This is a genomic window from Aequorivita aquimaris, assembly GCF_001573155.1.
In the GTDB taxonomy this organism is placed as follows: Bacteria; Bacteroidota; Bacteroidia; order Flavobacteriales; family Flavobacteriaceae; genus Aequorivita; species Aequorivita aquimaris.
In genome coordinates, this window is sequence record NZ_JRWG01000006.1 from 160,250 (window position 1) to 184,295 (window position 24,046).

Annotated in this window: 24 protein-coding genes; 3 read left to right on the forward strand and 21 right to left on the reverse strand. The window is 41.0% G+C overall.

Annotation, left to right across the window (positions count from 1 at the left end; all coding sequences use genetic code 11):
* Positions 1-3: 3 nt before the first annotated feature.
* From LS48_RS10910 to LS48_RS10995, 18 genes are all read right to left on the reverse strand, one after another.
* Positions 4-2,004 (reverse strand): alpha-ketoacid dehydrogenase subunit alpha/beta, encoded by a 2,001-nt coding sequence (locus LS48_RS10910; RefSeq protein WP_438829844.1) that lies wholly within the window; start codon positions 2,002-2,004, stop codon positions 4-6.
* A 105-nt stretch (positions 2,005-2,109) separates the two neighbouring features.
* Positions 2,110-3,396: a dihydrolipoamide acetyltransferase family protein gene (locus tag LS48_RS10915; RefSeq protein ID WP_062622555.1), complete on the reverse strand. Its 1,287-nt coding sequence runs from the start codon at positions 3,394-3,396 to the stop codon at positions 2,110-2,112.
* A gap of 75 nt (positions 3,397-3,471) precedes the next feature.
* Complete coding sequence (locus tag LS48_RS10920; protein WP_062622556.1) at positions 3,472-4,071, reverse strand: acyltransferase; 600 nt, start codon at positions 4,069-4,071, stop codon at positions 3,472-3,474.
* 52 nt (positions 4,072-4,123) lie between these two features.
* Positions 4,124-4,492, reverse strand: a complete 369-nt coding sequence (locus LS48_RS10925) for a four helix bundle protein (RefSeq protein WP_062622627.1) — start codon at positions 4,490-4,492, stop codon at positions 4,124-4,126.
* A gap of 82 nt (positions 4,493-4,574) precedes the next feature.
* Positions 4,575-5,327: an enoyl-CoA hydratase/isomerase family protein gene (locus tag LS48_RS10930; RefSeq protein WP_062622557.1), complete on the reverse strand. Its 753-nt coding sequence runs from the start codon at positions 5,325-5,327 to the stop codon at positions 4,575-4,577.
* 12 nt (positions 5,328-5,339) lie between these two features.
* Positions 5,340-7,838 (reverse strand): phenylacetic acid degradation bifunctional protein PaaZ, encoded by a 2,499-nt coding sequence (gene paaZ, locus LS48_RS10935; protein WP_062622558.1) that lies wholly within the window; start codon positions 7,836-7,838, stop codon positions 5,340-5,342.
* 44 nt (positions 7,839-7,882) lie between these two features.
* Positions 7,883-9,088 carry a 3-oxoadipyl-CoA thiolase gene (pcaF, locus tag LS48_RS10940; RefSeq protein ID WP_062622559.1) on the reverse strand — a complete coding sequence of 402 codons (1,206 nt, stop codon included), beginning with the start codon at positions 9,086-9,088 and terminating at the stop codon, positions 7,883-7,885.
* 13 nt (positions 9,089-9,101) lie between these two features.
* A complete protein-coding gene (gene ypfJ / locus LS48_RS10945) occupies positions 9,102-9,959 on the reverse strand; it encodes a KPN_02809 family neutral zinc metallopeptidase (protein WP_062622560.1) in 858 nt (285 codons plus the stop codon).
* Between the two features lie 38 nt (positions 9,960-9,997).
* Complete coding sequence (locus LS48_RS10950; protein WP_062622561.1) at positions 9,998-10,420, reverse strand: PaaI family thioesterase; 423 nt, start codon at positions 10,418-10,420, stop codon at positions 9,998-10,000.
* Between the two features lie 5 nt (positions 10,421-10,425).
* Positions 10,426-10,803: a four helix bundle protein gene (locus tag LS48_RS10955; protein WP_062622628.1), complete on the reverse strand. Its 378-nt coding sequence runs from the start codon at positions 10,801-10,803 to the stop codon at positions 10,426-10,428.
* A gap of 30 nt (positions 10,804-10,833) precedes the next feature.
* Positions 10,834-12,003 carry a 3-hydroxyacyl-CoA dehydrogenase NAD-binding domain-containing protein gene (locus tag LS48_RS10960; RefSeq protein WP_062622562.1) on the reverse strand — a complete coding sequence of 390 codons (1,170 nt, stop codon included), beginning with the start codon at positions 12,001-12,003 and terminating at the stop codon, positions 10,834-10,836.
* A 64-nt stretch (positions 12,004-12,067) separates the two neighbouring features.
* Positions 12,068-12,847: an enoyl-CoA hydratase-related protein gene (locus tag LS48_RS10965; RefSeq protein WP_062622629.1), complete on the reverse strand. Its 780-nt coding sequence runs from the start codon at positions 12,845-12,847 to the stop codon at positions 12,068-12,070.
* Positions 12,848-12,849: 2 nt separating this feature from the next.
* Positions 12,850-13,350 carry a 1,2-phenylacetyl-CoA epoxidase subunit PaaD gene (gene paaD / locus LS48_RS10970; protein ID WP_062622563.1) on the reverse strand — a complete coding sequence of 167 codons (501 nt, stop codon included), beginning with the start codon at positions 13,348-13,350 and terminating at the stop codon, positions 12,850-12,852.
* A 45-nt stretch (positions 13,351-13,395) separates the two neighbouring features.
* Positions 13,396-14,145 carry a 1,2-phenylacetyl-CoA epoxidase subunit PaaC gene (gene paaC / locus LS48_RS10975; RefSeq protein WP_062622564.1) on the reverse strand — a complete coding sequence of 250 codons (750 nt, stop codon included), beginning with the start codon at positions 14,143-14,145 and terminating at the stop codon, positions 13,396-13,398.
* A gap of 48 nt (positions 14,146-14,193) precedes the next feature.
* The gene (locus LS48_RS10980; RefSeq protein WP_062622565.1) at positions 14,194-14,538 is read right to left on the reverse strand and encodes a four helix bundle protein; all 345 of its coding nucleotides are present in this window, start codon (positions 14,536-14,538) and stop codon (positions 14,194-14,196) included.
* A gap of 32 nt (positions 14,539-14,570) precedes the next feature.
* The gene (gene paaB, locus LS48_RS10985) at positions 14,571-14,864 is read right to left on the reverse strand and encodes a 1,2-phenylacetyl-CoA epoxidase subunit PaaB (RefSeq protein WP_062622566.1); all 294 of its coding nucleotides are present in this window, start codon (positions 14,862-14,864) and stop codon (positions 14,571-14,573) included.
* 1 nt (position 14,865) lies between these two features.
* A complete protein-coding gene (paaA, locus tag LS48_RS10990) occupies positions 14,866-15,822 on the reverse strand; it encodes a 1,2-phenylacetyl-CoA epoxidase subunit PaaA (protein WP_062622567.1) in 957 nt (318 codons plus the stop codon).
* 41 nt (positions 15,823-15,863) lie between these two features.
* Positions 15,864-16,937: a 2Fe-2S iron-sulfur cluster-binding protein gene (locus LS48_RS10995; RefSeq protein ID WP_062622568.1), complete on the reverse strand. Its 1,074-nt coding sequence runs from the start codon at positions 16,935-16,937 to the stop codon at positions 15,864-15,866.
* 114 nt (positions 16,938-17,051) lie between these two features.
* Here LS48_RS10995 and LS48_RS11000 point away from each other — a divergent pair, with 114 nt between their 5' ends.
* The 3 genes from LS48_RS11000 (at position 17,052) to LS48_RS11010 (ending at position 19,599) form a co-directional block, all read left to right on the forward strand.
* Positions 17,052-18,821 carry an aromatic amino acid hydroxylase gene (locus LS48_RS11000; protein ID WP_062622569.1) on the forward strand — a complete coding sequence of 590 codons (1,770 nt, stop codon included), beginning with the start codon at positions 17,052-17,054 and terminating at the stop codon, positions 18,819-18,821.
* A 41-nt stretch (positions 18,822-18,862) separates the two neighbouring features.
* Positions 18,863-19,168 carry a rhodanese-like domain-containing protein gene (locus LS48_RS11005; protein WP_062622570.1) on the forward strand — a complete coding sequence of 102 codons (306 nt, stop codon included), beginning with the start codon at positions 18,863-18,865 and terminating at the stop codon, positions 19,166-19,168.
* Positions 19,169-19,272: 104 nt separating this feature from the next.
* Positions 19,273-19,599, forward strand: coding sequence for a thermonuclease family protein (locus LS48_RS11010; protein WP_062622571.1), 327 nt, complete (start codon positions 19,273-19,275; stop codon positions 19,597-19,599).
* Here the strand turns inward: LS48_RS11010 and LS48_RS11015 are convergent.
* The 3 genes from LS48_RS11015 to LS48_RS11025 all read right to left on the reverse strand — a co-directional run bounded on the left by LS48_RS11015 (position 19,594) and on the right by LS48_RS11025 (position 23,986).
* A complete protein-coding gene (locus LS48_RS11015) occupies positions 19,594-20,208 on the reverse strand; it encodes a DUF4230 domain-containing protein (protein WP_062622572.1) in 615 nt (204 codons plus the stop codon). The genes LS48_RS11010 and LS48_RS11015 overlap by 6 nt on opposite strands.
* Before the next feature lie 67 nt (positions 20,209-20,275).
* Positions 20,276-23,035, reverse strand: coding sequence for a TonB-dependent receptor (locus tag LS48_RS11020; RefSeq protein ID WP_062622573.1), 2,760 nt, complete (start codon positions 23,033-23,035; stop codon positions 20,276-20,278).
* A 69-nt stretch (positions 23,036-23,104) separates the two neighbouring features.
* Positions 23,105-23,986, reverse strand: a complete 882-nt coding sequence (locus LS48_RS11025; protein WP_062622574.1) for a GLPGLI family protein — start codon at positions 23,984-23,986, stop codon at positions 23,105-23,107.
* Between the last annotated feature and the right edge of the window lie 60 nt (positions 23,987-24,046).

Sequence of the window (24,046 nt, forward strand, 5' to 3'; positions counted from 1 at the left end):
AAATCAGTAATTCAAAACTTCCAAAATCTTCTTCTTTACTTTTTCGGTGGAAGGAATCATCGTTTCCTCCAATGTGGAATTCAGCGGAATCGCGGGCATATTTTCAGAACCAATGAGCATGACCGGCGCATCCAATTGTTGAAAACATTCTTCTTGGATTTTTCCTTGCAAACCGCGTGAGAAGCCATTTTCTGAAGGTTCTTCGGTTACCACCAAACATTTTCCGCATTTTTTTACGCTTTTGAAAACGGTATCATAATCCAACGGATGCAGTGTTCGTAGATCGACAATCTCAATTTTATCCTGCATTCCGAGTTCTTCGGAAGCGTTCATCGCCCAATGCACGCCCATTCCGTAAGTGACAATCGAAAGTGTTTCCTCTTCTTCCTGCTTCCAGATTTCCTGTAAAACCCAAGCTTTTCCGAAAGGCAAAATATAATCTGCATCGGGCATTAACGAGGTTGCACCTTTTGTGCCTTTCACCTTACTCCAGTACAACCCTTTGTGTTCAAAAATTACAACGGGGTTTGGGTCGTAATATGCAGCTTTCATCAAACCTTTTAAATCGGCTCCGTTGCTGGGGTATGCTATTTTCAACCCGCGAATATTTGTAACGACACTTTCGACGGAAGAGGAATGGTACGGACCGCCGCTTCCGTAAGCGCCAATGGGGACTCGAAGAATCATTGAAACGGGCCATTTTCCATTTGAAAGATAACAGCTTCGGGAAACTTCTGTAAAAAGTTGATTGAGTCCCGGCCAAATATAATCTGCAAACTGAACCTCAACAATTGGTTTCAATCCCACGGCGCTCATTCCAACTGTGGAACCGACGATAAATGCTTCTTGAATGGGCGTATTAAAAACACGGTTGTCGCCAAACTTCTGAGCTAGCGTCGCCGCTTCGCGAAAAACACCACCCAAACGGCCGCCAACGTCTTGCCCGTACAATAAACATTCGGGATGTTTAGCCATCAACTCCTCAATTGCGAAAAGCGCGCAATCTACCATCACAACTTTTTCGCCACCTTTTGGGGAACGTTCGCCTACTTCCTCGGTAATTGTTGTAGGCGCAAAATCGTGGGTAAATAAATCTCCCGGTTTTGGGTCTTCGGCTTTCAAAGCTTTTTCAAGTGATTTTTCGATTTCGGTTTTGATTTCGATTTCGATTTCTTGAAGCTCCTTTTCAGAAAAACCATTCTTCAAAAGCAGTTTTTTCAACTTTGGATAGGGATCGCGACTTCTGGCTTCATCAAGATCATCGCGATAAAACTCCATTCTGACTCCAGAAGTATGATGGTTCAAAAGCGGTACTTTGGCGTGCACCAAAAACGGTCTGCGTTCTTCCCTAATTTTTGAAATTACATCTTGAATTGTATTGTAACTTTCCTCAAAATCGGTTCCGTCTATTGAAACCGCTTCCAAACCGTGAAAACCTGCAGCGTATTCAAAAGCATTCTGCGCACGGGTTTCCGCCGCATTTGCTGAAATATCCCAACCATTATCCTGCACCAAATATAGAATTGGCAATTGCTTTAAAGCCGCCATTTGAAAGGCTTCGGCTACTTCGCCCTCGGTTACGGAAGCATCTCCTAAACTGCAAACTACAATTGGAGATTCAGAAGTTTCATTTTTAAATTCTACCTTAAACGATTCTTTATACCAAAACCCCATTGCCACTCCCGTTGCGGGTATCGCCTGCATTCCAGTAGCGGAACTTTGGTGTGGGATTTTCGGTTTGTCATAATCCTTTAAACTAGGGTGTGAATAATAGGTTCTTCCCCCAGAAAATGGATCGTCCTTTTTCGCCAAAACCTGTAGCATCAATTCATACGGCTTCATCCCGATTGCCAATAGCATAGAATCATCTCGATAATATGGAAAGGCATAATCCTGCGGCAAAAGTTGCATTCCCACGGCGGTTTGGATTACTTCATGCCCACGCGAAGTTGCGTGTACGTATTTTGAAACAATCTTGAAGTTTTCTTCATATATCTCGGTCATCGCCTTTGCGGTACTGAGGTTTTTAAAAGCCTTCTTTAATATATCTTTTGAAATATTCACTTTTTTATTCTTAACGAGGTCTCGACTGCGCTCGACCTGACATTATTAAATTTTTCTGTTAGTATCAAACTGTTCCATATAATCGGCAATTCTTCTAAGGAAAGATCCCGCCAAATATCCATCTACAATTCTATGATCAAAGGAAAGTGACAAATACATCATTTGTCGTATTTCGATTGCATCACCTTCTTCTCGCTCTATTACTTCAGCGCGTTTTTTAATGATTCCGGTTGCGAGAATTGCGGCTTCGGGTTGGTTGATTATTGGCGTTCCCATCAAACTTCCAAAAGTACCCACATTGCTTATTGTAAAAGTACTGCCCTTTGTTTCGTCCGCTTTTAATTTGTTGTCGCGCGCTTTTCCGACGAGCTCGTTTGTGGTTTCGGCCAATTCTTTTAAGTTCTTTTTATCGGCATTTTTCACCACGGGAACTATCAAATTTCCCGAAGGTAGTGCGGTTGCCATCCCGATATTTATTTCATCTTTTACAATAATATTTTTTCCATCAAGTGTGGAATTGATCATGGGAAAATCTGTAATCGCTTTCGCCACACATTCAATAAACAATGGAGTAAACGTGAGTTTTTCGTTGTATTTTTTCTGAAAAGCGACTTTATTATTATTGCGCCAATTTACCATTTCGGTCAAATCTGCCTCTACATAAGCCGTTACATGTGGCGAAGTGTGCTTGCTGAAAACCATATGGTCGGCTATCATTTGGCGCATACGGTCCATTTCCACGATCTTGCCTTTTCCTTTATCGAATTTCAAATCGGGAACCTGAAATCCCGAAACTTCTGGAATGGCTTGCGCAAACTGGAACGGACGCCCATTTTCAAGATAATTCGTAACATCGCTTTTACGCAGCCGACCCTCTTTTCCAGTTCCGGAAATTCTAGCCAATTCATCGTAACTGATATGATTTTTGCGAGCAATACTATCAACCAATGGCGAAATGAAAACGTTTTCGTTTACTTTAAAGGAAGCTGATTTTGAAATTTGTTTTTGTGCTTTCGGTTTTTCGGAAATTTCGGTTTTAGAAACCGTTTTTTCTGAAGTTTTGCTAGTAGATTTTGGAGCTCCTTTCTCTTCAGAAAACTCCAAAATTGCGATTACTTCCCCCACGGGAACAACATCTTTTGCCTTAAATATATGCTCAAGCATTTTTCCCGAAGCTGGTGCGGGGACTTCATTATCTACTTTATCAGTCGCAACTTCCAGCAATATATCGCCTTCTTCAAAAGAATCGCCTTCGTTTACCAACCAATTGATAATCGTTCCTTCGGTTATGCTCTCGCCCATTTTGGGCATTTTGAATTCTGTTTTATTCATCCTGTCTTATTCCCTTGCGAACTTTGCGGCTTTGCGGTGTATAAATTACCGCAGAGGCGCAGAGAACGCAGAGTTTTATTTATTTTTCCTATATTCTTCCAAAGTTTTATAAAAATCTTCTTGTTTTGGACGATTTGCCGGAATTTCTCGAAGTGGCTCCACTTCTCTTAAACTTTCGTGGCAATCTGTTGGTAATTGCTGGTACAATCGGGTTCCGGCGGTTTTCCACGCGATCATTTCATCGGAAATATCTTTTATTGCTTTTGCGGGATGGCCCACAATTAATTTTCGTTTTGGAAATTTCTCTTCGGCTTTTACAAAACTCATTGCGCCAACAATACATTCATCGCCAATTTCGGCATCGTCCATAATTACGCTGTTCATTCCTATCAAACAATTTTTGCCCAAATTAGCACCGTGAATTATTGCTCCGTGGCCAACGTGGGCGCTTTCTTTCAAAACAATACTTTTCCCCGGAAACATATGCACCGTACAGTTTTCCTGCACATTTACGCCATCTTCCAAAATAATCTCGCCCCAATCGCCACGAATTGCCGCACCTGGACCGATATAACAATTTTTTCCAATAATCACATTGCCAGTAACGGCCGCCAAAGGGTGGACGAAACTGGATTCGTGGATTACTGGGATATGGCCTTTAAAGGAATAAATCATAATTATAGTGGTGAGCGATGAGTGGTGAGAGCGCTTCGCTGTGAGTGGACATCTACTTATTTTTTAAATGATTTCTTAACGAGGAAATCATTTTACCAAGTTCCGTTAGCCTTCTTCTATTTTCTTCATCTGTTTCAAAAGTAATATATTCTCTTAATCTTGCTTTAGTAGAAGCAGCCACACATTCGTGAGAACTGTCCCAGGCCATTTTTAAATAACGAATAAAGTTAGCATCCGTGCTGCCTGAACCTTCTGCAATATTAAAAGCAATAGAATCGGCCGCACGAATAAATTGAGATGATAATTTATAAATTTCGTGGTTAGGAAATTTTTCTACTTGTTTATTTACAAATTCTCCAAAGTCCAATGCCTTTTGATAGACTTGTAAATCTTCGAATTTAAAATGATAATTACTTTTCATATTCTTAAAAATAATAATTATGGCGTTCATCACCCAAAGTAAAACTAGCATTTTGCTCTCACCACTCACCACTAATCACTCATCACTCAAACCGCTTCAACATTTCCTTCGTAAAATCACTTAGCACCAATCTCCCTGAAATCACTGCTCTTTCGGCCAAAAGTTCATCCCAATCCTCCGTGCCGCTCCAAAATACTTTTTTCATTTCTTTCATTGCTTCGGGATTGTAATTGCAAAGATTTTCTGCAAATTTTTGAACGGCTTCATCCAATTCTTCCAAAGTATCAAAAACCTGATTGTACAAACCTTTTTGACGCGCCCATTCGGCTTCGTAGAATGAATTTGCATCAATAGCTATTTGGCTCATTGCGCTTAAGCCTAATTTTCTCTCAACTGCTGGACCCACTACAAAGGGGCCGATTCCCACATTTAATTCACTTAACTTAATTGCTGCAAATTTTGTAGCCATACAAAAATCGGTCGCCGAAGCAACGCCCACGCCACCGCCAACAGTTTTTCCCTGAATTCTACCAATTATAAACTTTGGGCATTTTCGCATTGCGTTAATAACGTTTGCAAACCCACTGAAAAAAACCTTTCCCGTTTCTGGGTCGTTTATGTTTATCAATTCGTTAAAACTCGCACCCGCACAGAACGTTCTGTCGCCGCCACTTTTCAGAATAATTACTTTCACCTCATCGTTATTTCCAGCTTCGGTGATTGTATTTGCGAGTTTTGCCAACAAATCTCCCGGCAGGCTATTGTGTGCCGGATGGAAGAATTCTATGGTGGCGATTCCTTTTTCAGTTGTTATGTTTACGTATGGTTGTTCCAAAATTTTTTAAATTTAAATTAATCCGAATTGCTCGAAATGGTGGTTTAAATGTTTTCGTTCCAATAAATACCATTCGTATCGGTTCATTTCACCAAAAACCAGGTTCTTCAATTTAGCGTCTGGATTTTCTTTGAAATAGGTTTTATATGCTTCCCTTTCCTCTAAAAATTTCTCCTTAGCCGTTGCTAAATCGGGATGTTTCAATGTGTCCAAAGTATCTTTTTCCAATTGGGGAAAATTTGTATTTCGAGGAAATTTTTCATAATTATAAAGACTCGCATGGACTTTTTCCAAAATCTTTTCAGGCGTTGCAACCTCAAAATCCTGAATTTTTCCCGAAGCTATTTTATAGGTGTACTCCAAGTGCTCCAACATATGCTGGGGCGTCATGATGCCCCATTTTGGCTTGGTATCTTCGGTTAGTTTGTTCAAGCATTCCTCGATTTTTTCATCGGTTATTTCAACAAAAGTTTCCTGTTTCTTTTGAACCATGGTGAGAATTGTTGCAACGGCTACCAATTCATCTTCGGTATCAAAAACCTCGACAAACCATTTTACAATTCCGCTAGGATGTTCTGCGGAAGCGACATCTCTATCTACCTTTTGTTTGCAGGTTAATCGTACGTAAATGGTGTCATTATGATATAATGGACGTAGAAAACGACAATCCTCCAAACCGTAATTTGCAGCTACTGGACCTTTATTTGGATAAACGAAAAGCCCGGCCGCTGCGGAAATTATAAAGTAGCCGTGGGCGGTACGCTTTTCGAAAATACTTCCGTCGAGCGAAGTAATATCGGTATGCGCGTAAAAATGATCCCACGTTAAATTGGCGAAATTGATTATATCGGTATCGGTAAGCGTGCGATTATGCGTTTTTAATGACATTCCCGCCTCGATGTCTTCCCAATGGTATTTAAATGGATGCTGTTCCGCCTCTTTATATTTTGCGTTTGCTTGATAAATTCCTGTGATTTCCGTTAAAGTTGTCGGTGAACCTTGAATTGCTGTTCGCTGCATATAATGTTTAATACCACGCACACCGCCCATTTCCTCACCACCACCAGCACGTCCTGGACCTCCGTGGACCAAACTTGGTAAAGGTGAACCGTGACCTGTACTTTCTTTAGCGCTTTCACGGTTTAGAACTAAAATCCTTCCGTGGTGAGAAGCTGCATTTATTACGTATTCTTTGGCAATTTTATCATCGTTTGTAGCAATGGAAGATACCAACGAACCTTTCCCCATTTGTACCAACGTGATAGCTTCGTCTAAATTTTTATAAGGCATGATTGTACTCACTGGACCGAAAGCTTCGGTTTCGTGAACGGATAAATTTTTAAACGGATTGTCTTCGCGAAGTAAAATTGGAGCCAAGAAAGCACCTTTTTTAGCATCAGCGCCAATCACTTCTATTTTATCCAAATCGCCGTAAACAATACTTGCGGTTTTGGATAATTCTTGAACGCGTTCCCGCACCTCCTGTACTTGATCCAAACTCACCAAAGAGCCCATTCGGACTTCCTTCAAACGCGGATCGCCAATGGTTACTTTTGAAAGAGCATTTCCAAGTGCAATTTGCACATCTTCAACTAATTTTTCAGGAACAATCACCCGACGGATCGCGGTACATTTTTGTCCGCACTTCACTGTCATTTCATTTCGCACTTCTTTAATAAAAAGGTCGAATTCAGGTGTTCCCGGAGCGGCATCTTCCCCCAAAACGGAAGCATTTAAACTATCTGCTTCCATCGTAAATGGCACCGCCTCCTCTATAATTCTTTTATGCGCTTTCAGCATTCTTCCTGTAGTTGCAGACCCGGTGAATGTAACCACATCTTGGGATTCCACGCTATCGAGAATAGTTCTGGCCGAACCTGTAATAAGTTGCAAAGCCCCTTCGGGCAAAATTTTTGAAGCAATAATTTCACGAACTACGGCTTCAGTTAAAAAAGAAGTGTTTGTGGCTGGTTTAACAACGGCAGGGACACCTGCCATCCAATTGACAGCACATTTTTCAAGCATTCCCCAAACGGGGAAGTTGAACGCGTTTATATGAATTGCAACGCCACGTTTTGGAACCATAATGTGATGTGCCATAAAACGGCCACCGCGCGACAAATCGATGGGTTCGCCTTCAACGTGATAAGATTGGTTTGGAAATAATTTTCTGAGGGAAGCATTGGCAAAAAGATTTCCGAAACCACCTTCAATATCAATCCAGCTATCCACTTTTGTTGCGCCAGTGCGGTAACTTATTTCATAAAAATCGGCTTTCTTTTTAACCAAATGGAGGGCCAGGGATTTTAACATATTTCCGCGTTCCTGAAAGGTCATCTTTCTAAGTACTTCGCCTCCTGTGGTTCTTCCGTATTGCAGGATTTCAGCAAAATCTAGTCCTTCTGTATCTGAAAGGGCAATGATTTCACCAGTAATGGCGTCGTGCATTGGCACGCCTTCGCCGTTTCCTTCAAGCCATTGTCCCGTGACGTAATTATGTAATTTTTTCATTTTTAAATTTTTTAGCAATCCGCAATGAAGCGGAAAACAATTTTTTAAACTCGCTCAATGACAGCCGCATATCCTTGGCCAACGCCCACACACATGGTGATTAAAGCGTATTTTTTATTTTGAAGTTGAAGTTCCAAAGCTGCGGAATAAGCGATTCGCGTCCCAGTAACCCCGAGCGGATGGCCAATTGCGATTGAACCCCCATTTGGGTTGATGCGTGGGTCGTCATCTTTCAATCCCCATTCGCGGATGCACGCCAATGCTTGTGATGCGAAGGCTTCGTTTAATTCAATCACGTCCATATCTTCCATTTTCAAACCTGCTTTTTCCAAAGCTTTATTTGAAGCCGCAACGGGACCGATACCCATAATTCTTGGTTCAACTCCTACTACTGCTGAACTTACTATTCGAGCAATTGGTTTCAAGTTATATTTTTTTACGGCATCTTCGGAAGCAATTATGGTTGCTGCCGCGCCGTCATTCAATCCCGAGGAATTTCCCGCCGTAACACTTCCATCTTTTTTGAAAGCTGGGCGGAGTTTTGCCAATACTTCTTTAGTAGTACCGGGTCGGATGAATTCATCATCCTTAAAAATAATCGGGTCCTTTTTTCGCTGCGGAATTTCCACGAAAACAATTTCTTTTGCCAAACGACCATTTTCTTTTGCTTTTGCAGCCTTCATTTGTGAATGATACGCGAATGCATCTTGGTCTTCACGGGAAATGTTATGTTTTTCAACCAAATTTTCGGCGGTATTTCCCATTCCGTCTGTGCCGTACATTTCGGCCATTTTTGGGTTTACGAAGCGCCATCCGAAACTGGAATCGTACATTTTAGCATCAGTTCCAAAAGCGGAAGATGGTTTTGCAATTACGTATGGTCCACGCGTCATATTTTCAACTCCGCCAGAAATAAACAGATCGCCGTCGCCAGCTTTAATCGCCCGATTAGCGTGGATTATTGCCGAAAGTCCGCTGCTGCAAAGTCGGTTTACGGTTTCCCCTGGCACCGTAACTGGCAATCCCGCTAAAAGAGATGCCATTCGTGCTACATTCCGATTGTCTTCCCCAGCTTGGTTTGCGCAACCAAGGATTACATCATCATATGCTTCTTTTGGAATATTTGGGTTTCTTTTTACTATTTCAGCTATTACCAATGCCGCCAAATCATCAGTTCTTATAGTGCTTAGCATGCCTTGGTAGCTGCCAATTGGTGTTCGTATTCCGTCAATTATATATGCGTCTTTCATTCTAAGTTTTATTCTAATTTAAAATTTCCGAAAAGGTATCGCCTTGCTTTATATCACCAGTTTTATAGCCTTTCATAAACCATTTCATACGTTGTTCTGAGCTTCCGTGGGTAAAACTATCGGGCACCACATCGCCTCGTGTTCTTTTTTGAATAGCGTCATCACCCACCGCGTTGGCTGCGCTCAAAGCCTCTTCAATATCACCTTCTTCCAAATATTCTTGGTTGTAATGTGCCCAAAGCCCCGCGTAAAAATCGGCCTGCAGTTCCAAAGCCACCGATAATCTGTTGGCTTCACTTCTGTTTTGGCGTTGCAATTGGGTTACTTTTTGCGATGTTCCTAATAACGTCTGCACGTGATGCCCTATCTCGTGGGCGGTAACGTAGGCTATGGCGAAATCTCCGCCCTTAGCGCCAAATCGAGTTTTCAATTCGTCAAAAAATGCCAAGTCCATATATACTTTTTGATCGGCAGGGCAGTAAAACGGGCCTGAAGCTGAGCTTGCATTTCCACAGGCAGTACTTACAGCATCTGTAAATAAAACCATTGTGGGTTCTTTATAATCGCCAATATTATTTTGGGTAAAAATCTGGTTCCAAACATCTTCTGTATCGGCCAAAACGGTGGCCATAAAATTGCCCATTTCTTTTTCCTGGGCGGTAAGTTCCCGTTGTTCGGTTTGCTGGACAGTTTGGCTGTTTCCTAATTGTTCAACGATAGGGGCAAGTTGTTGCCCGGTTTCGCCACCGAAAAAATTTAGAGCAAGAACGATTATTGTTACTACAATTCCGCCACCTGCGGCCAGTTTGCCTTTGCTCATTCCCCGTCGGTCGTCCAGATTACCGCTTTTTCTTCTACCTTGCCATTTCATAATTTCTATGTTTTAGTTAATTGATTTTGAAGTTGAAATTATTCCCAGTCTTTACTGGTTCGATACACTACGCCTTTGAAAAGAGCTACTAGCTCATCGCCACGCTTTACTTCAACAATATTGAACCCCAATTTGTTTCCTACTTTTTCAATCACAGATTCTGCTGTTAAATAATCGCCCTCGTTCAACGCTTCAATGTGATTGATTGAAGTTTCAATAGAAACCGCATATTTTCCGTGGGTATTCGCTGCAAATCCGAATGCGGTATCCGCCAAACTATAACTTATGCCGCCGTGGGCTTTGTTCATACTGTTGAGCATCTCTTTACGGACGGTCATCGCCACCTTGCATCTACCTTTTTCAACTTCCAATATTTCGATGCCGAGCCATTGGCTGAAAGCATCCAGGGAGAGCATCTTTGCAGGTATGAGGTGGTGTGGTATGAGGTTTGAGGAGGGCATAGTGACTATTTTTTTATTCTTTTTGAAATTGTATTCCTTAGACTTGTAATCATTTTGGAAAGCTCGGTAATATTTTTTCGCACTTCTTCATCATCTTCAAAATTAATATAATTACGCAATCTTGCTTTTGTACCGCAGGCCACGCATTCTTCCGCACTGTGCCAAGAATTTCCCAAATAATTATAAAACTGTCTATCGGTACCTGATGACCCTTCCGCAATATTCAGTGCATTAGAATCTGAAGCTCTTTTGAATTGGGATTTTAATTCAAATCGTTCATCCCTGGGAAATTTCTTGACCAAGGAATTTACAATTTCCCCAAAAGCAATCGCTTTTTGGTAAACCTGTAATTCCTCAAATCTAAAATGATATTCCGATTTCATAAATCTAATTCTTTTTTGGAGCCTCATACCTCATACCCCAAACCTCAAACCTCCTTTGTTCATCCTTCTTAACAACGGCGAACAACGATACCTGTCCTCGTGATATTCATCGTAAAGTTCGTCCATTTTTTTTACACACCAATCCATTCCCTTTTCATCGGCCCAAGCCAATAAGCCTTTCGGATAGTTCACACCTTTGGTCATTGCGTTGTCGATATCTTCTGCGGAAGCGATGTTCCAAAACAGGGCGTCTGCGGCTTCGTTTATTAGCATTACGAGTATTCGATTAAAAATTTGCTCTGCCTTTTCGGAATCAAAATCGCCTTCCCCTGCGCTCAGGCTGACACCGTCTGAATAATTATAATACCCCTTTCCGCTCTTTCTTCCCAAATAACCAGCTTCGGCAAAACGCTTTTGGGTGAAAGAAGGTTTGTAGCGCGGATCGTAATAGAAGGCTTCAAAAACCGTTTCGGTTACGGTGTAATTTACGTCGTTTCCAATAAAATCCATCAGTTCAAAGGGACCCATTCTGAAACCGCCAATTTCTTTCATTGCAGAATCTATTTCTGCGAATGATGCAAATCCTTCTTCATAAATGCGAAGTGCTTCCCCGTAAAATGGACGGGCTACGCGGTTCACAATGAATCCCGGAGTATCCTTTGCAACTGCGACAGTTTTATTCCAATTTTTAATTATTTCGACGGAATTCTTCAAGGTTTCTTCTGAAGTTTGGATTGCGGGAATAACCTCAACCAATTTCATTAAAGGCGCTGGATTGAAAAAATGAATCCCGATGCAACGTTCCGGTTTCTGAAGGGAGGAAGCGATTGATGCTATCGATAAAGAAGAAGTATTTGAGGCAATGATGCAATCGTCGCCCACAAATTTTTCGAGGGTCGAAAACACATTCTTTTTAATTTCGAGATTTTCAACTATCGCTTCAATGGTCAAATCTGAATCTTTCAGTTCTTTTAGAGAATTGACATATTTTATATTGTTTTGGATGCGCTGTTTTTCTTCGGAATTGATTTTTCCTTTTTCCAACAAACGGTCCATTATTTTTTCCAAATCTGCTTTGGCTTTTTCCAAGGCTTCTGTTTTGGTATCGTACAATTTTACCGAACATCCAGCCGTGGCGGCTACTTGTGCTATGCCGCTTCCCATAGTTCCTCCGCCAATTATTCCAACTTTTTTGATCATTTTATTTATTTCATATATAAAACCCCTCGTCCCGATAACTATCGGGAGCGCTCAGGGTGACAATTTACTTCCCTTTAAAGTTCGGTTTCCGTTTGTTTATAAAAGCATCAACACCCTCGGCATAATCTTCGCTTTGGGCCGATTCTATTTGAAGTTTGCTTTCAAAATTCAGTTGTTCTTCCAACGAATTCTGCATTGAATTGTTCAGCAAACGTTTTGTAAGTCCCAATGCTTTGGTGGGCATATTTGCCAAAATGGAAGCAATGTTGTTCACCTCTTCCTTAAAATTTTCCGGCGTAACTACTTTGTAAACCATTCCCAGTTTTTCAGCTTCCACGGCAGAAACCTTATCGCCCAACATCATCAACGCCGAAGCTTTTTGGAACCCAATCAATCGCGGCAAAAAGAAGGTCCCGGCGCTATCGGGCACCAACCCAATTTTACTGAAAGCCTGTATAAAACTGGCATTTTCGGAAGCGACAACTACATCACAAGCCAAAGCAATATTAGCGCCTGCACCTGCGGCGACTCCATTGATTGCGCCGATGATTGGTTTTTCAATATTTCGAATCCGTGAAATAATAGGATTGTAGTGTTCCTCAAGAATTTTTTTGAAACCGGGGTTTAATTCCGGTGAAGTGACTTCCTTTAAATCCTGACCGGCACAGAAAGCCTTTCCGCTTCCGGTGAGTACGATTGCGCGAACTTCTGGATTTTTTTCGCAGGCATCCAATTCGTCTTGTAGCAGAAGTGCCATTTCGCGGTTGAAACTGTTAAAAACCTCTGGGCGGTTCAGCGTTAGTGTTGCTATTTTGTTTTCTATTTGGGTGGTTATGCTTTTCATTTTTATTTTAGACATTTAAAGTAATCAAACGGTTCCTGGCAATCATCACATTTAAACAAAGCTTTGCAGGCCGTGGAACCAAACTGGCTTACCAAATGTGTATTCGTGCTTCCACATTGCGGACATTTTACCAGTTTTTTTTCGCCAAGTAAAACGTCTTTATCATGGGATTCTGAAAGCGGTCGGGCAATGCCGTATTCCTCCATTTTTTGGAGTCCTTCTTCTGAAATCCAATCCGTTGACCAGGCTGGGGAAAGAACCAATTCAACTTCTACATTTTTTCCTATTTCTGAAAAGGCTTTTTTTAAATCATCTGCAATCACATCCATTGCCGGGCAACCGGAATATGTGGGTGTAAGTTTAATTTGAACAATTCCATCCTTTTCAACCGCTTCACGAATTACACCCAAATCCAAAACCGAAAGTACAGGAATCTCAGGATCGCTTACTTGTTCCAAAATTGGAATCAATTCATAATCAATATTTGCAGGTTTGGTGATCATAATTTTGCTTTCAATAGATGGGATTCCCGCCTGCGCGGGAATTTGTTACCATTGCATATTCGGATAGGTGCGCTGCATATATTGCAACTCTGCCAAAATATAGCCCATATGCTCCGTGTGGACGCCTTCTTTTCCACCTTTAGTAAAATATTTGTTTTCGGGAACTTTCAAGGTTGCTTCTTTTAAAACTTCGGAAACCTCTTCGTAATATTTTTCTTTGAATGTTGAAACATCAACACCAATTCCTTCTTTTGCCATTGTCGTTTCAGCTTCGGTCATAAAGAAAAGCTCGTCCGTAAATCGCCAGAGGTCATCGATTGCTTCCTGCATTTTTGCGTTACTTTCCTCGGTGCCGTCGCCCAAGCGTTTTACCCAATCGGAAGAAAATCGTTTGTGGTAACTTACTTCCTTAATTCCTTTTTTGGCGATTGCGGCCAAAGTTTCATCCGGACTGTTCTGCAATTTTTCCATAAACATAAAATGGTAAACATCGAAGAGAAGCTGACGGCCAATGACGTAGCCGAAATGTGTGTTTGGCTGTTCCACTAACAGACAGTTTTTGTATTCCCTTTCAATTCTTAGGAAGGCAATATCATCTTCAGTTTTATTTTCATCGGAAATCTTTGCGGCATATTGGTAATAGCTTCGGGTCTGACCCAGCAGATCCAGGGCAATATTGGTTAGGGCGATATCCGTTTCCAAATTTGGGCCGTGGCCGCAGAGCTCGCCCAAGCGCTGGGCTAGGATTAGGGAGTTGTCTGCGATGGTGAGAATATAGTTATATAGATTCTTCATTTTCAGTTTTTAAAATCGAAATCGAAACTCAAATCGAAATCGAAAACATTAGCTATATTTTTTGAGAAGTGAAACAACAATTCTTATAAGTTCGTCATTTTCATTTCTTATTGCTGCAATATTACTAGAATCAATGAGATTCGCTTTAACTTGAATATTAATATTCCTCAGTGACTCTCTTAATTGTTTCAATGTAATCCTTAATTTGTTAGCTCTATCTTTATCTGAACCTGCGCCTTCAAATTCTCCGAAATTTAAAGCAGATGAACATGAAGATCTTATAGGTTGTTTAGCGAGATAATCGGCGGCAAAGGATTTTGGTGGCATCTTAAAAATTACAACAATCGAAGCGGCGAAATCTTCAAACCGATTATCTAAATTATAACTTTTCATTTTTCGATTTCAGTTTAGATTTCGATTTCCCTCTACATATGCTTCACCTCATCCGGCAAATCATAAAAAGTGGGGTGGCGATATACTTTGTCCTGCGCAGGCTCAAAAAGTTCGCCATTATCAGCGGGATTGGAGGCTGTAATATGTTTGCTTTCCACCACCCAAATGCTCACTCCTTCGTTTCGGCGTGTGTAAACATCGCGGGCATTTTCCAATGCCATTTCGGCATCGGCGGCGTGGAGGCTACCAAAATGGCGGTGCTCCAATCCGTTTTTACTGCGGACAAATATTTCCCAAAGGGGCCAGTTTTTTTTAGTGTTTTCCATCTTAACTCGCTTTTGCTACTTTTCTTTTTTCGTTCTTTTCAGCATACGCCATTGCTGCATCGCGAACCCATTCGCCATTGTTCCATGCGTTCACTCGGGCGCTCATTCGTTCTTTGTTGCACGGGCCGTGGCCTTTTACTACTTGCCAAAATTCATCCCAATCAATTTCGCCGAAATCGTAATGTCCGGTTTCTTCATTAAATTTCAAATCTGGATCCGGAATTGTAAGTCCCAGCAAATCTGCCTGCGGTACAGTCTGGTCTATAAATTGCTGACGAAGCTCGTCGTTACTTTTACGTTTCAATTTCCATTTCATGGATTGCTCGGTGTGAACCGACTCCGCATCGGTTGGGCCCAACATCATCAAACTTGGCCACCACCATCGGTTTAGCGCATCTTGCGCCATGGCTTTTTGTTCTTCCGTACCGCGGCAAAGTGTTAACATAATTTCATAACCTTGACGCTGGTGAAAACTTTCTTCCTTGCAAACACGTACCATTGCACGGGCATACGGGCCAAAAGACGTATTGCAAAGCGGTACCTGATTGATAATCGCGGCGCCGTCAACCAACCAGCCAATCGCGCCCATATCGGCCCAAGTGATTGTTGGATAATTGAAAATGGAAGAGTATTTTGCCTTTCCGGAATGTAATTGTTCGTATAGTTCATCGCGGGAAACTCCCAAGGTTTCACAAGCTGAATACAGGTACAATCCGTGTCCGGCTTCATCCTGCACTTTTGCAAGCAACGCAGCTTTTCTTCGCAATGAAGGTGCACGGGTAATCCAGTTGCCTTCGGGAAGCATCCCAATGATTTCGGAATGTGCGTGCTGGCTTATCTGCCGAATATGGGTCTGACGGTATTTCTCCGGCATCCAGTCTTTCGGCTCTATCTTTTCATCGCGCGCAATGCGGGCTTCGAAAATTTCTTCTAGGTTTTTTACTTCTTTCTCACTCATCTGTTTATGCTTTAAGCTTTAGGCTGTAAACCGTAAGCTAGTTATACATCAAAATCTACTTTCACTTTTTCGGAAGTTGGAACTGCTTGGCAACTCAATACAAAGTTTTGCGCAACTTCTTTTTCTTCCAAAGCGTAATTTATTTTCATCTCCACACTGCCTTCCAAAATTTGGCATTTGCAAGTGCTGCAAACCCCGCCTTTGCAGGCAAAGGGCAAATCGGCACCTGCAGCCAAAGCAGCATCGAGGATATTGTCAAAATCCTTTGTCATTGTAAATTGGAATTCCTTTCCGGCATCCACAATGGTCACCTCAACACCTTCCACATTTTGTTGCGCCAAGCGTTCGGCGCGTTTTTTATCTTCTTCGGTCAATCCGGTTACGAACAATTCAAAATGAATCAATTCTTTCGGCAAACCTGCTTCCACCAAATAATTGCTCACGTAGCTCACCATTTCTTCGGGTCCGCACAGGAACACTTCACTGGTATCTGGAATGTCGATAAAGGTTTTAGTCAAAACCCGCATCTTTTCATCGTCAAAACGTCCGTTGAAAAGTTCGATATCGCGGCGTTCCTTCGTAAGGAAATAATAGATTTCCAATCTGCCAAAATACTGGTTCCGCAACTGTTCCAAAGCTTCCTTAAAGATAATGGATTTCGCCGTTCTATTCACATAAAACAGCTTGCAAGTTGCGTTGGGCTCCAAAGCCAAATGTGTTTTAATCATAGAAAGCACGGGCGTAATACCGCTTCCAGCCGCAAAAAACAGATAGTTTTTGGCTTTTTCAGGTTCAATTTCCACGCCAAACATCCCACTTGGCTCCATAATCTCCAGCGTATCGCCAGCCTGTAACCTTGAATTTACAAAGGTTGAAAACTTGCCGCCCGGAATGGTTTTTACAGCCACTTGCCATTGTTTATCAATAGGGCTGGAGCACAAGCTGTAGGAACGCCTTGTATCTTCGCCTTCAATATCGGCCTTTAAGGTTAAATGCTGTCCCTGTCTAAAGTTAAATTCCTCTGCTAAGTTGGCGGGAACATCAAAGGTAATCACCGAACAGTCGTCGGTTTCTTTGTAAACGTCCTTTATTTTTATTTTATGAAATTTTGCCACGTACGGGGTTTAAAAATGATAAACAAAACTACGTTTTTTGCTTTAAGTTGCAAGATACAAAAATTAGGTCTTTATCGCTTTGGAAACCTGCCGAGTCTAAGCTACTTTTGACCTATGGAAACAAACATTGAAACCAACGAATTGCTGGACCGGTTGCCGCCGCATTTGAAACAGTACATAAAACCGCAAAACTATGAGCAATACACGCCCATAAACCAAGCGGTGTGGCGCTATGTAATGCGAAAAAACGTAGATTATCTGGCAAAGGTTGCCCACGAAAGTTATTTGGGCGGCCTCAAAAAAACTGGTATTTCCATAGATGAAATTCCTTCCATGTACGGAATGAACCGTATTTTAAAGGAAATTGGTTGGGCTGCCGTTGCCGTTGATGGGTTTATTCCGCCGAATGCTTTTATGGAATTTCAGGCTTATAAAGTGCTGGTTATTGCGAGCGACATCCGCCAACTTGAAAACATAGAATACACCCCAGCCCCTGATATTATTCACGAAGGCGCGGGCCACGCCCCCATTATTGCAAGTCCCGATTACGCGGAATATCTGCGTCGTTTTGGAGAAGTAGGCGCTAAAGCAATTTCCAGCGCACACGATATAGATATGTATGAAGCCGTTCGCGAGCTTTCCATTTTAAAGGAAGCCGAAGGAATTTCGCAGGAACTGATAAACGCCGCCGAAGCCCGGGTTGAAGAACTTCAAAATAAAAAAGTGAAACCTTCGGAAATTTCCCTGATTCGAAATCTGCATTGGTGGACCGTGGAATACGGAATGGTTGGTACGGTTGAAAATCCGAAGATTTACGGGGCCGGACTGCTTTCTTCCATTGGCGAAAGTGTTTGGTGTATGAAAGAGGAAGTGAAGAAAATCCCCTACTCCATTGATGCGGCTTACCAAGATTTTGACATTACGAAACCACAGCCGCAACTTTATGTAACACCAGATTTTGCGTATTTACAAGAAGTTTTGGAAGAATTTGCAAACACCATGGCCGTTCGGAAAGGCGGTTGGCGAGGTTTAAAAAAACTCATAAAATCCAAACAGCTCGGGACTATTGAAATAAGCACGGGACTTCAAATTAGCGGCCATTTCTCGAGAATGATAAAAAATGAGGATAATGAGGTGGTGTATTTTGAAACTGAAGGCGAAACTGCACTCTCCTACCGCGAAAAAGAAGTAATTGGCCACGGGGTGAGCCGCCATAAAAACGGATTCCGTTCGCCTTTGGGGAAATTGAAAGGAATCAATCTCGCTATAGAAAATATGGGGCCGCGCGATTTGCAGGCTTATAATTTTTACGACGGAAAACCAATTGCTTTCGAGTTTGAAAGCGGAATAACCGTTGCAGGTTTGAACGTCACCGGAATACGAAACCTTCGCGGAGAACTTATGCTTATCCAATTTACGGATTGCACGGTAAAATATAAAAACGAAGTCCTTTTCTCTCCGGAAATGGGCGATTTTGATATGGCCGTGGGCAAGGAAATTGTTTCAGCCTTTGCGGGAGCGGCAGATTATAATTCCTTTGATTTGGTAACGCACACTGCTACCAGCGAAACCATCCGACCCCAACTTTCTGAAAAAGAGATTGAACTGAATTCGCTTTATAAAGAAGTTAGAGCCATTCGTAATTCTAAAGAAGGTGATACGACAAAACTTCAGGAAATCTTTAAAATTTTAGAAGAAAATCATCCGACCGATTGGCTGCTGCCACTGGAAATTTATGAATTGGTTGCACAATTTGATTCAGATTTTTCTGAACAAGTTTTAAAGCATCTTTTAAATTTGAAGCAACAGCGACCAAAAGTCGCGCATTTGATTGAAGGGGGATTGGAACTTTTAGAAACAAAAACAAAAGAAATTATTAAATAAAAAGACCCTTCGACTGCGCTCAGGGTGGCAAAAAAAATTATATGGGACTATTTGATTTTTTATTCGGAAATAAGACTAAGAAAATACAGGATTTTAAAAGCCGCGGTGCCATAATCGTGGATGTTCGGAGCAAAGGCGAATATGAAAGCGGGGCGATTCCGGGCTCTAAAAATATTCCGCTTCAGAATATTTCTTCTAAAATAGACGAAATAAAAAAATGGAACAAACCGGTAATTGCCTGTTGTGCCAGTGGAATGCGCAGCGCCAGCGCGGCCGGAATTTTAAAAAGCAACGGCATAGAGGCGATGAATGGCGGCGGCTGGTTTGGTTTGAGCAAGAAATTATAAGCCCACCCGACCCTCCCGAAGGGAGGGATAAAATTTCTATATTTTTTAAAGTGTTGAATTTCAGTTTTTTGTAGTTTTATAATGACTAACAAAAATTTGAAATTATGTATCAATACAAAGCAAAAGTTATAGACGTTTATGACGGTGATACCATTACCGCAATGGTAGATTTGGGGTTTTACCATTTTCAACAAATGAAATTTCGTCTTTACGGAATAGACACTCCGGAAATTCGTGGTGAGGAACGGGAAAAAGGATTGGTGGTTCGCGATATTGTGCGGGCAATGATTCTGGATAAGGAAGTTACCATCAATTCGTACAAGGACAAACAGGAAAAATACGGTCGCTACCTAGCAAACATAATCATTGACGATATAGATTTGAACAAATGGTTAGTGCAAAACGGGCACGCAAAAGAATATATGCTATAGTTTCAGCTTTTGCAGTTCCGCTTCGTTTTCAACTACTTTGGAATTGTATTTCAACGTCCACCCCATTGAGTTGGTGAGAATATAAATTTTTTGAAGTTCGGAAATCAACCTGTTTTCGGCATTCGTTCGCAATTCCGAAGCTTCAATTTTCTTTTTGAGTGATTTTTCAACCCGGCTTTTTATTTTGTTGTAATCAGATGCGGTGAATTGGTTGAGATAATCTTGGGTAACATCATAATACTGTATGTTTGGGTTTATGGAAAGCTCCGGTTCGGGAATATTTGTAATGGTTACCGTCTTTGTAGTCTCATCAATATCAGTTTTCACTTCGCTTAGATCATAAGCGATTGTTGCCTTTGCATTGACAACAATCAAGGCTTTCTTTCGCGCATCGAATAATCCGTACATTAAATCTTTGCTGTCGTTATATGTAAAAACCTGTGCATAACTACCTTCGGTAACAATCAATTTGCCCACGTTTTTCAGTTCTTTTTGAATGAGGGCTGTATTCGCTTCAAGTATTTCACGGTTTTCCTTTTTGTTTTCACAATACCGCAGGCCGAAGACGATTACAAAGGCAATTACAATTCCTAGAAGGATGTTTCGCATGGGAGAATTTTTAAAAGGGAAATTAAGGAAAAAACATGAGATTGCGTCGCTGCACTCGCAATGACGGTTACAAATCATATTTTATCACAAACATAACAATGCGCGGCATCACAAAATACTGCGAAGTTGTGTTGAACTGGTCATTAAAACTATCGTTATTAATGAATTCTGTATTGAGAATATTTGTGGCCCGCACTGAAAATTCCCACGGACTTTCACCCTTTTGATAGTATAAGTTTGCATTGAAAAAAGAATAACTGTTTTCAATTGTATTTGCATCATTTGTGTACTTATAATAATCCCATTCGGCAAAAAGATTGAAATTTCTTAAAAAGCGAAGATTCACGTTAGCATAGGGCTGGTTTGTAAAAAATGCCTGCTCAATCCCACCGTTGTCATAATCGTTTTTGATATACCGATACCCTACTTCAAAATTTGGAAAACTTTTGAAGTTACTTAGTACACTAGCATTATAGTTTTGCGTTAGACTTTGGCTCTCACGAATTTCTTCATTTATGGTATTACTTGTTTTAGTCAAAAACACAGCCGCATCGAGTTTAAACTGTACTTTTTTAACGGTTTTGCTGAATCTTCCTACTACTGAAAAAGTTTCGTCGGGGAAATTGCTGTCAAAATTTATGGGGCTGCTCACCTGGTTAATACCCACCAATTGTGTGTTTGTTTTAATAGCATCAATCTTGCGGGTATAGCTCAAATTACCCCCAATGTTTGTATAGTTGAAAAGATTGAAACTGAAATAAGTTAAATTATAACTGTGCGAAAGCGAATTTTCCAGTTCGCGATTCCCCCGGAAAAGCTGATTGTAATTATTGAAAACATATGCCTGGGCATAATTATTAACATCGCTGTATTCTGAAGTAATTGCATAATTGAAACGCAGATTTTCACTTTTCTTCAGTTCCAAAATTACGTTGACATCGGGCAGTACCATCCACTTGTTTTGGGTTGCCGTAGTTCCCAGCTGCTCATTTTTCAAATCGTAATTATGAAGTGTAACACCAGGGTTGAAGATGAATTTGCCGCTTTTCAATTTATAGTGAAGTCCAAAAAAAGCATCGGTAAAAGTGTAAGTTATATCATTGTTGAAGTCGTTTTCAGTAAAAGCGTTTTGAGTACCATTATCCAAAATCTGAAAAATCGCAGAGTTAAAACTTTGGTTGCTATATGTAGTCCCGACAGTAAAATTAAGGTTGCTAATGTTGTTCAAAATATAGTAATAATCAATCTTTGCGTCCAGTTTGTTGCTTTTTACCGTTTTATCTTGGTTTATATTATAACGGTCTGATTGTTCCAATGGATCAAAAGTATCGGCATTGCTATTAAAAGGATCCAACGGATTAATCTGTGTAAAAACGCCACGAAACGGAATGGAATCCTGCACAGCTTGATAAAACGGATCTTCTTTTTGGTACAAATGCTGAACCTCTGCTGCAAAAATATTCTTGTCATTTAAAGTATAATAGGCATTCGCAGTCTGATTGATAGAAAAAGGCTTGTTTTCCTTTACTTCAGAAATGTCATTTTGGTTACCGTCCACTATTGAAATGGTAGTATCGTCTTCGGTTTGCTTTGAAGTTTTTAGCAGCGCATCATAATCTAACTGAAAGCTTGTACTGGGTTTATAAATACTGCTCAATTTCAGCATAGCCAATTGGTTGCGCTGGTCGTTTTCAGTATTTGTGTTTTCTGTAATTCCTTCATCAATGTACTGCCGAATGGAATTATTCACGATGTTTGTTTTGTTGTCGCTCAAAATTCCAAAGCCACTTATATCGAGTTTTTCGTTTAGGGCGTAGCTGAAGTTTCCTGCAACAAATTTGGCATCTATATTCTTTGCACGGTCGTTTTGTGAAACCGCAAACCCAAGGTCGCTATCGCTAATTCTAAAACTGGTTCCGCCACCTTTATTGAAGTTTTTAAACCCACCTGTAAAGTTGAAATAATCCCGAAAAGTAAAAGGCACTTCCCCAATATTGTTGAAATCGGTAATTACATTAATACTGTATTTAGGACTGTAATAGAAAAGCTTCGGATGCACTAAATAGCGTCCATTATCATCGCCATATTCATCTGCAATTCCTGCGCCAGCCGTAACTTCCCCAAACCAGAAATTTTTCTTCCCTTCTTTCAATTTGATGTTTATGGCAACATTGTCGCGATCGTTTCCAAGACCGCGCATTTGGCTTACTTCGTTATAGTTTCGAAGTACTTCAACCTTATCAACGGCATCGGCGGGAATGTTTTTTGTGGCTAGCTTACTGTCTCCATCAAAAAAATCTTTGCCTTCCACCATAACTTTACTCACGGTTTTCCCTTCTACTTGGATTTCACCTTCATCATTAACTTCCACTCCCGGAAGTTTTTTCATTACATCGCCCAACTTTCTTTCATCGCCATTGGTGAAGCTATCCGCATTGTAAACAATGGTATCGCCTTTAACGGTTACGGGCATTTCATAAACAATTTCCACATCGTCCAGTTGGTTTTCTTGCGGGTTTAAAATGAAATCCAAATCAATATTTTCCGCATCAGCGGGAACATTTACCGTTTGTTCCTTGGTTTCATACCCAAGAAAGCTTGCTCTTAAAATATAAATGTTTCCTTTGGGAAGATCTAACTGGTAACGTCCTTGGTAATTCGTAATTCCGTAAGATTCTGTAGCGCCAGTAGCTTTAATGCTGGCAATAACATTGGCAAATTCAAGCGTATTGCCAACGCTGTCTTTAATGGTTCCTTTCACCTTTATACTTTGTGCGGAAAGGGAAAAGCTAAAAAGAAGTATAAATAACCAAAAGATTTTTTTCATAGTATGTATTGAGGAAATAAAATATCGACTGCGCTCCCGACGGACAGATAATTTACAGTGAAACTTTTTTTAAAATCCGCCGCCACGACGACCACCACCGCCATTGCCGCCGCGACCTCTAAAATTCTCGCGAATTTCATCAGTCTTTTCCTTTACAATTTTAATATACTCCTCACGGGTAACTTCCTTTCCCTTTTTGGGTGGTTCAATTTTTTCTGCTTCTTTTGGATTCATCACTATTTTGGAACATAAAAGTGTGGTTCGATAAACATTTAATTCTAAAATAAGACCTGGAAGACCAGCATATTCGCCCGGACCGTTGCTCACGGGAATCTGTGGCGTAAACCACGCCGTAACCTCAATTTCTTCTGGTATTTCAATCATATCCATTGGGTCTTGTGGTTGGGCGGTGTCATTTTTTGTTTCGGCATTTTCCCTTTCGTCTTTCTTTTTTGGGCGTGCCATGCTGTAATCATTGGGATCTACCTTTTTCATAGCTGTAGCTTTAAAAGCGATGTATTGCCCAATAGTTTTAGATTCCTTAGTTATTTGCCAATCTAAATCCTTAATGGAATCTGTCACTAAAAATTGCTTTCCAAAAAATTCGTTCTCTTCTACAATCTGCCCTGTTTTAAGGTTTTTATACTGTGCCCCGGGCGTGTAGCTGCTCATCATCATTTTAAAACCGGGATTCATCGGGGCGGCATCCAGCTTTTCCTGTTCCTTATAAATGGACTCGTCTTTGTTGAAAGTAAGAATGTAGGTTTTTTCCAAGGCACTCTTCATCATTTGGGCGACGGTTTTTTTCATCTCCTCGCTCATTTCACGGCCGCCGCCAAGGGCGTCCATATCTACCGTGGTCTTGGATTCGTAAAAGGCTTGGCCGCTTATGTTTTGGGCGTTTATGCTAAATGAGAAAAATAATAGGAGTATTAGGGTATATCGTATCATAAATAGTATTTTGATGGTAAGTGTCAAAGTTAAAACACTTTGACTAAAATGTTTAAAATT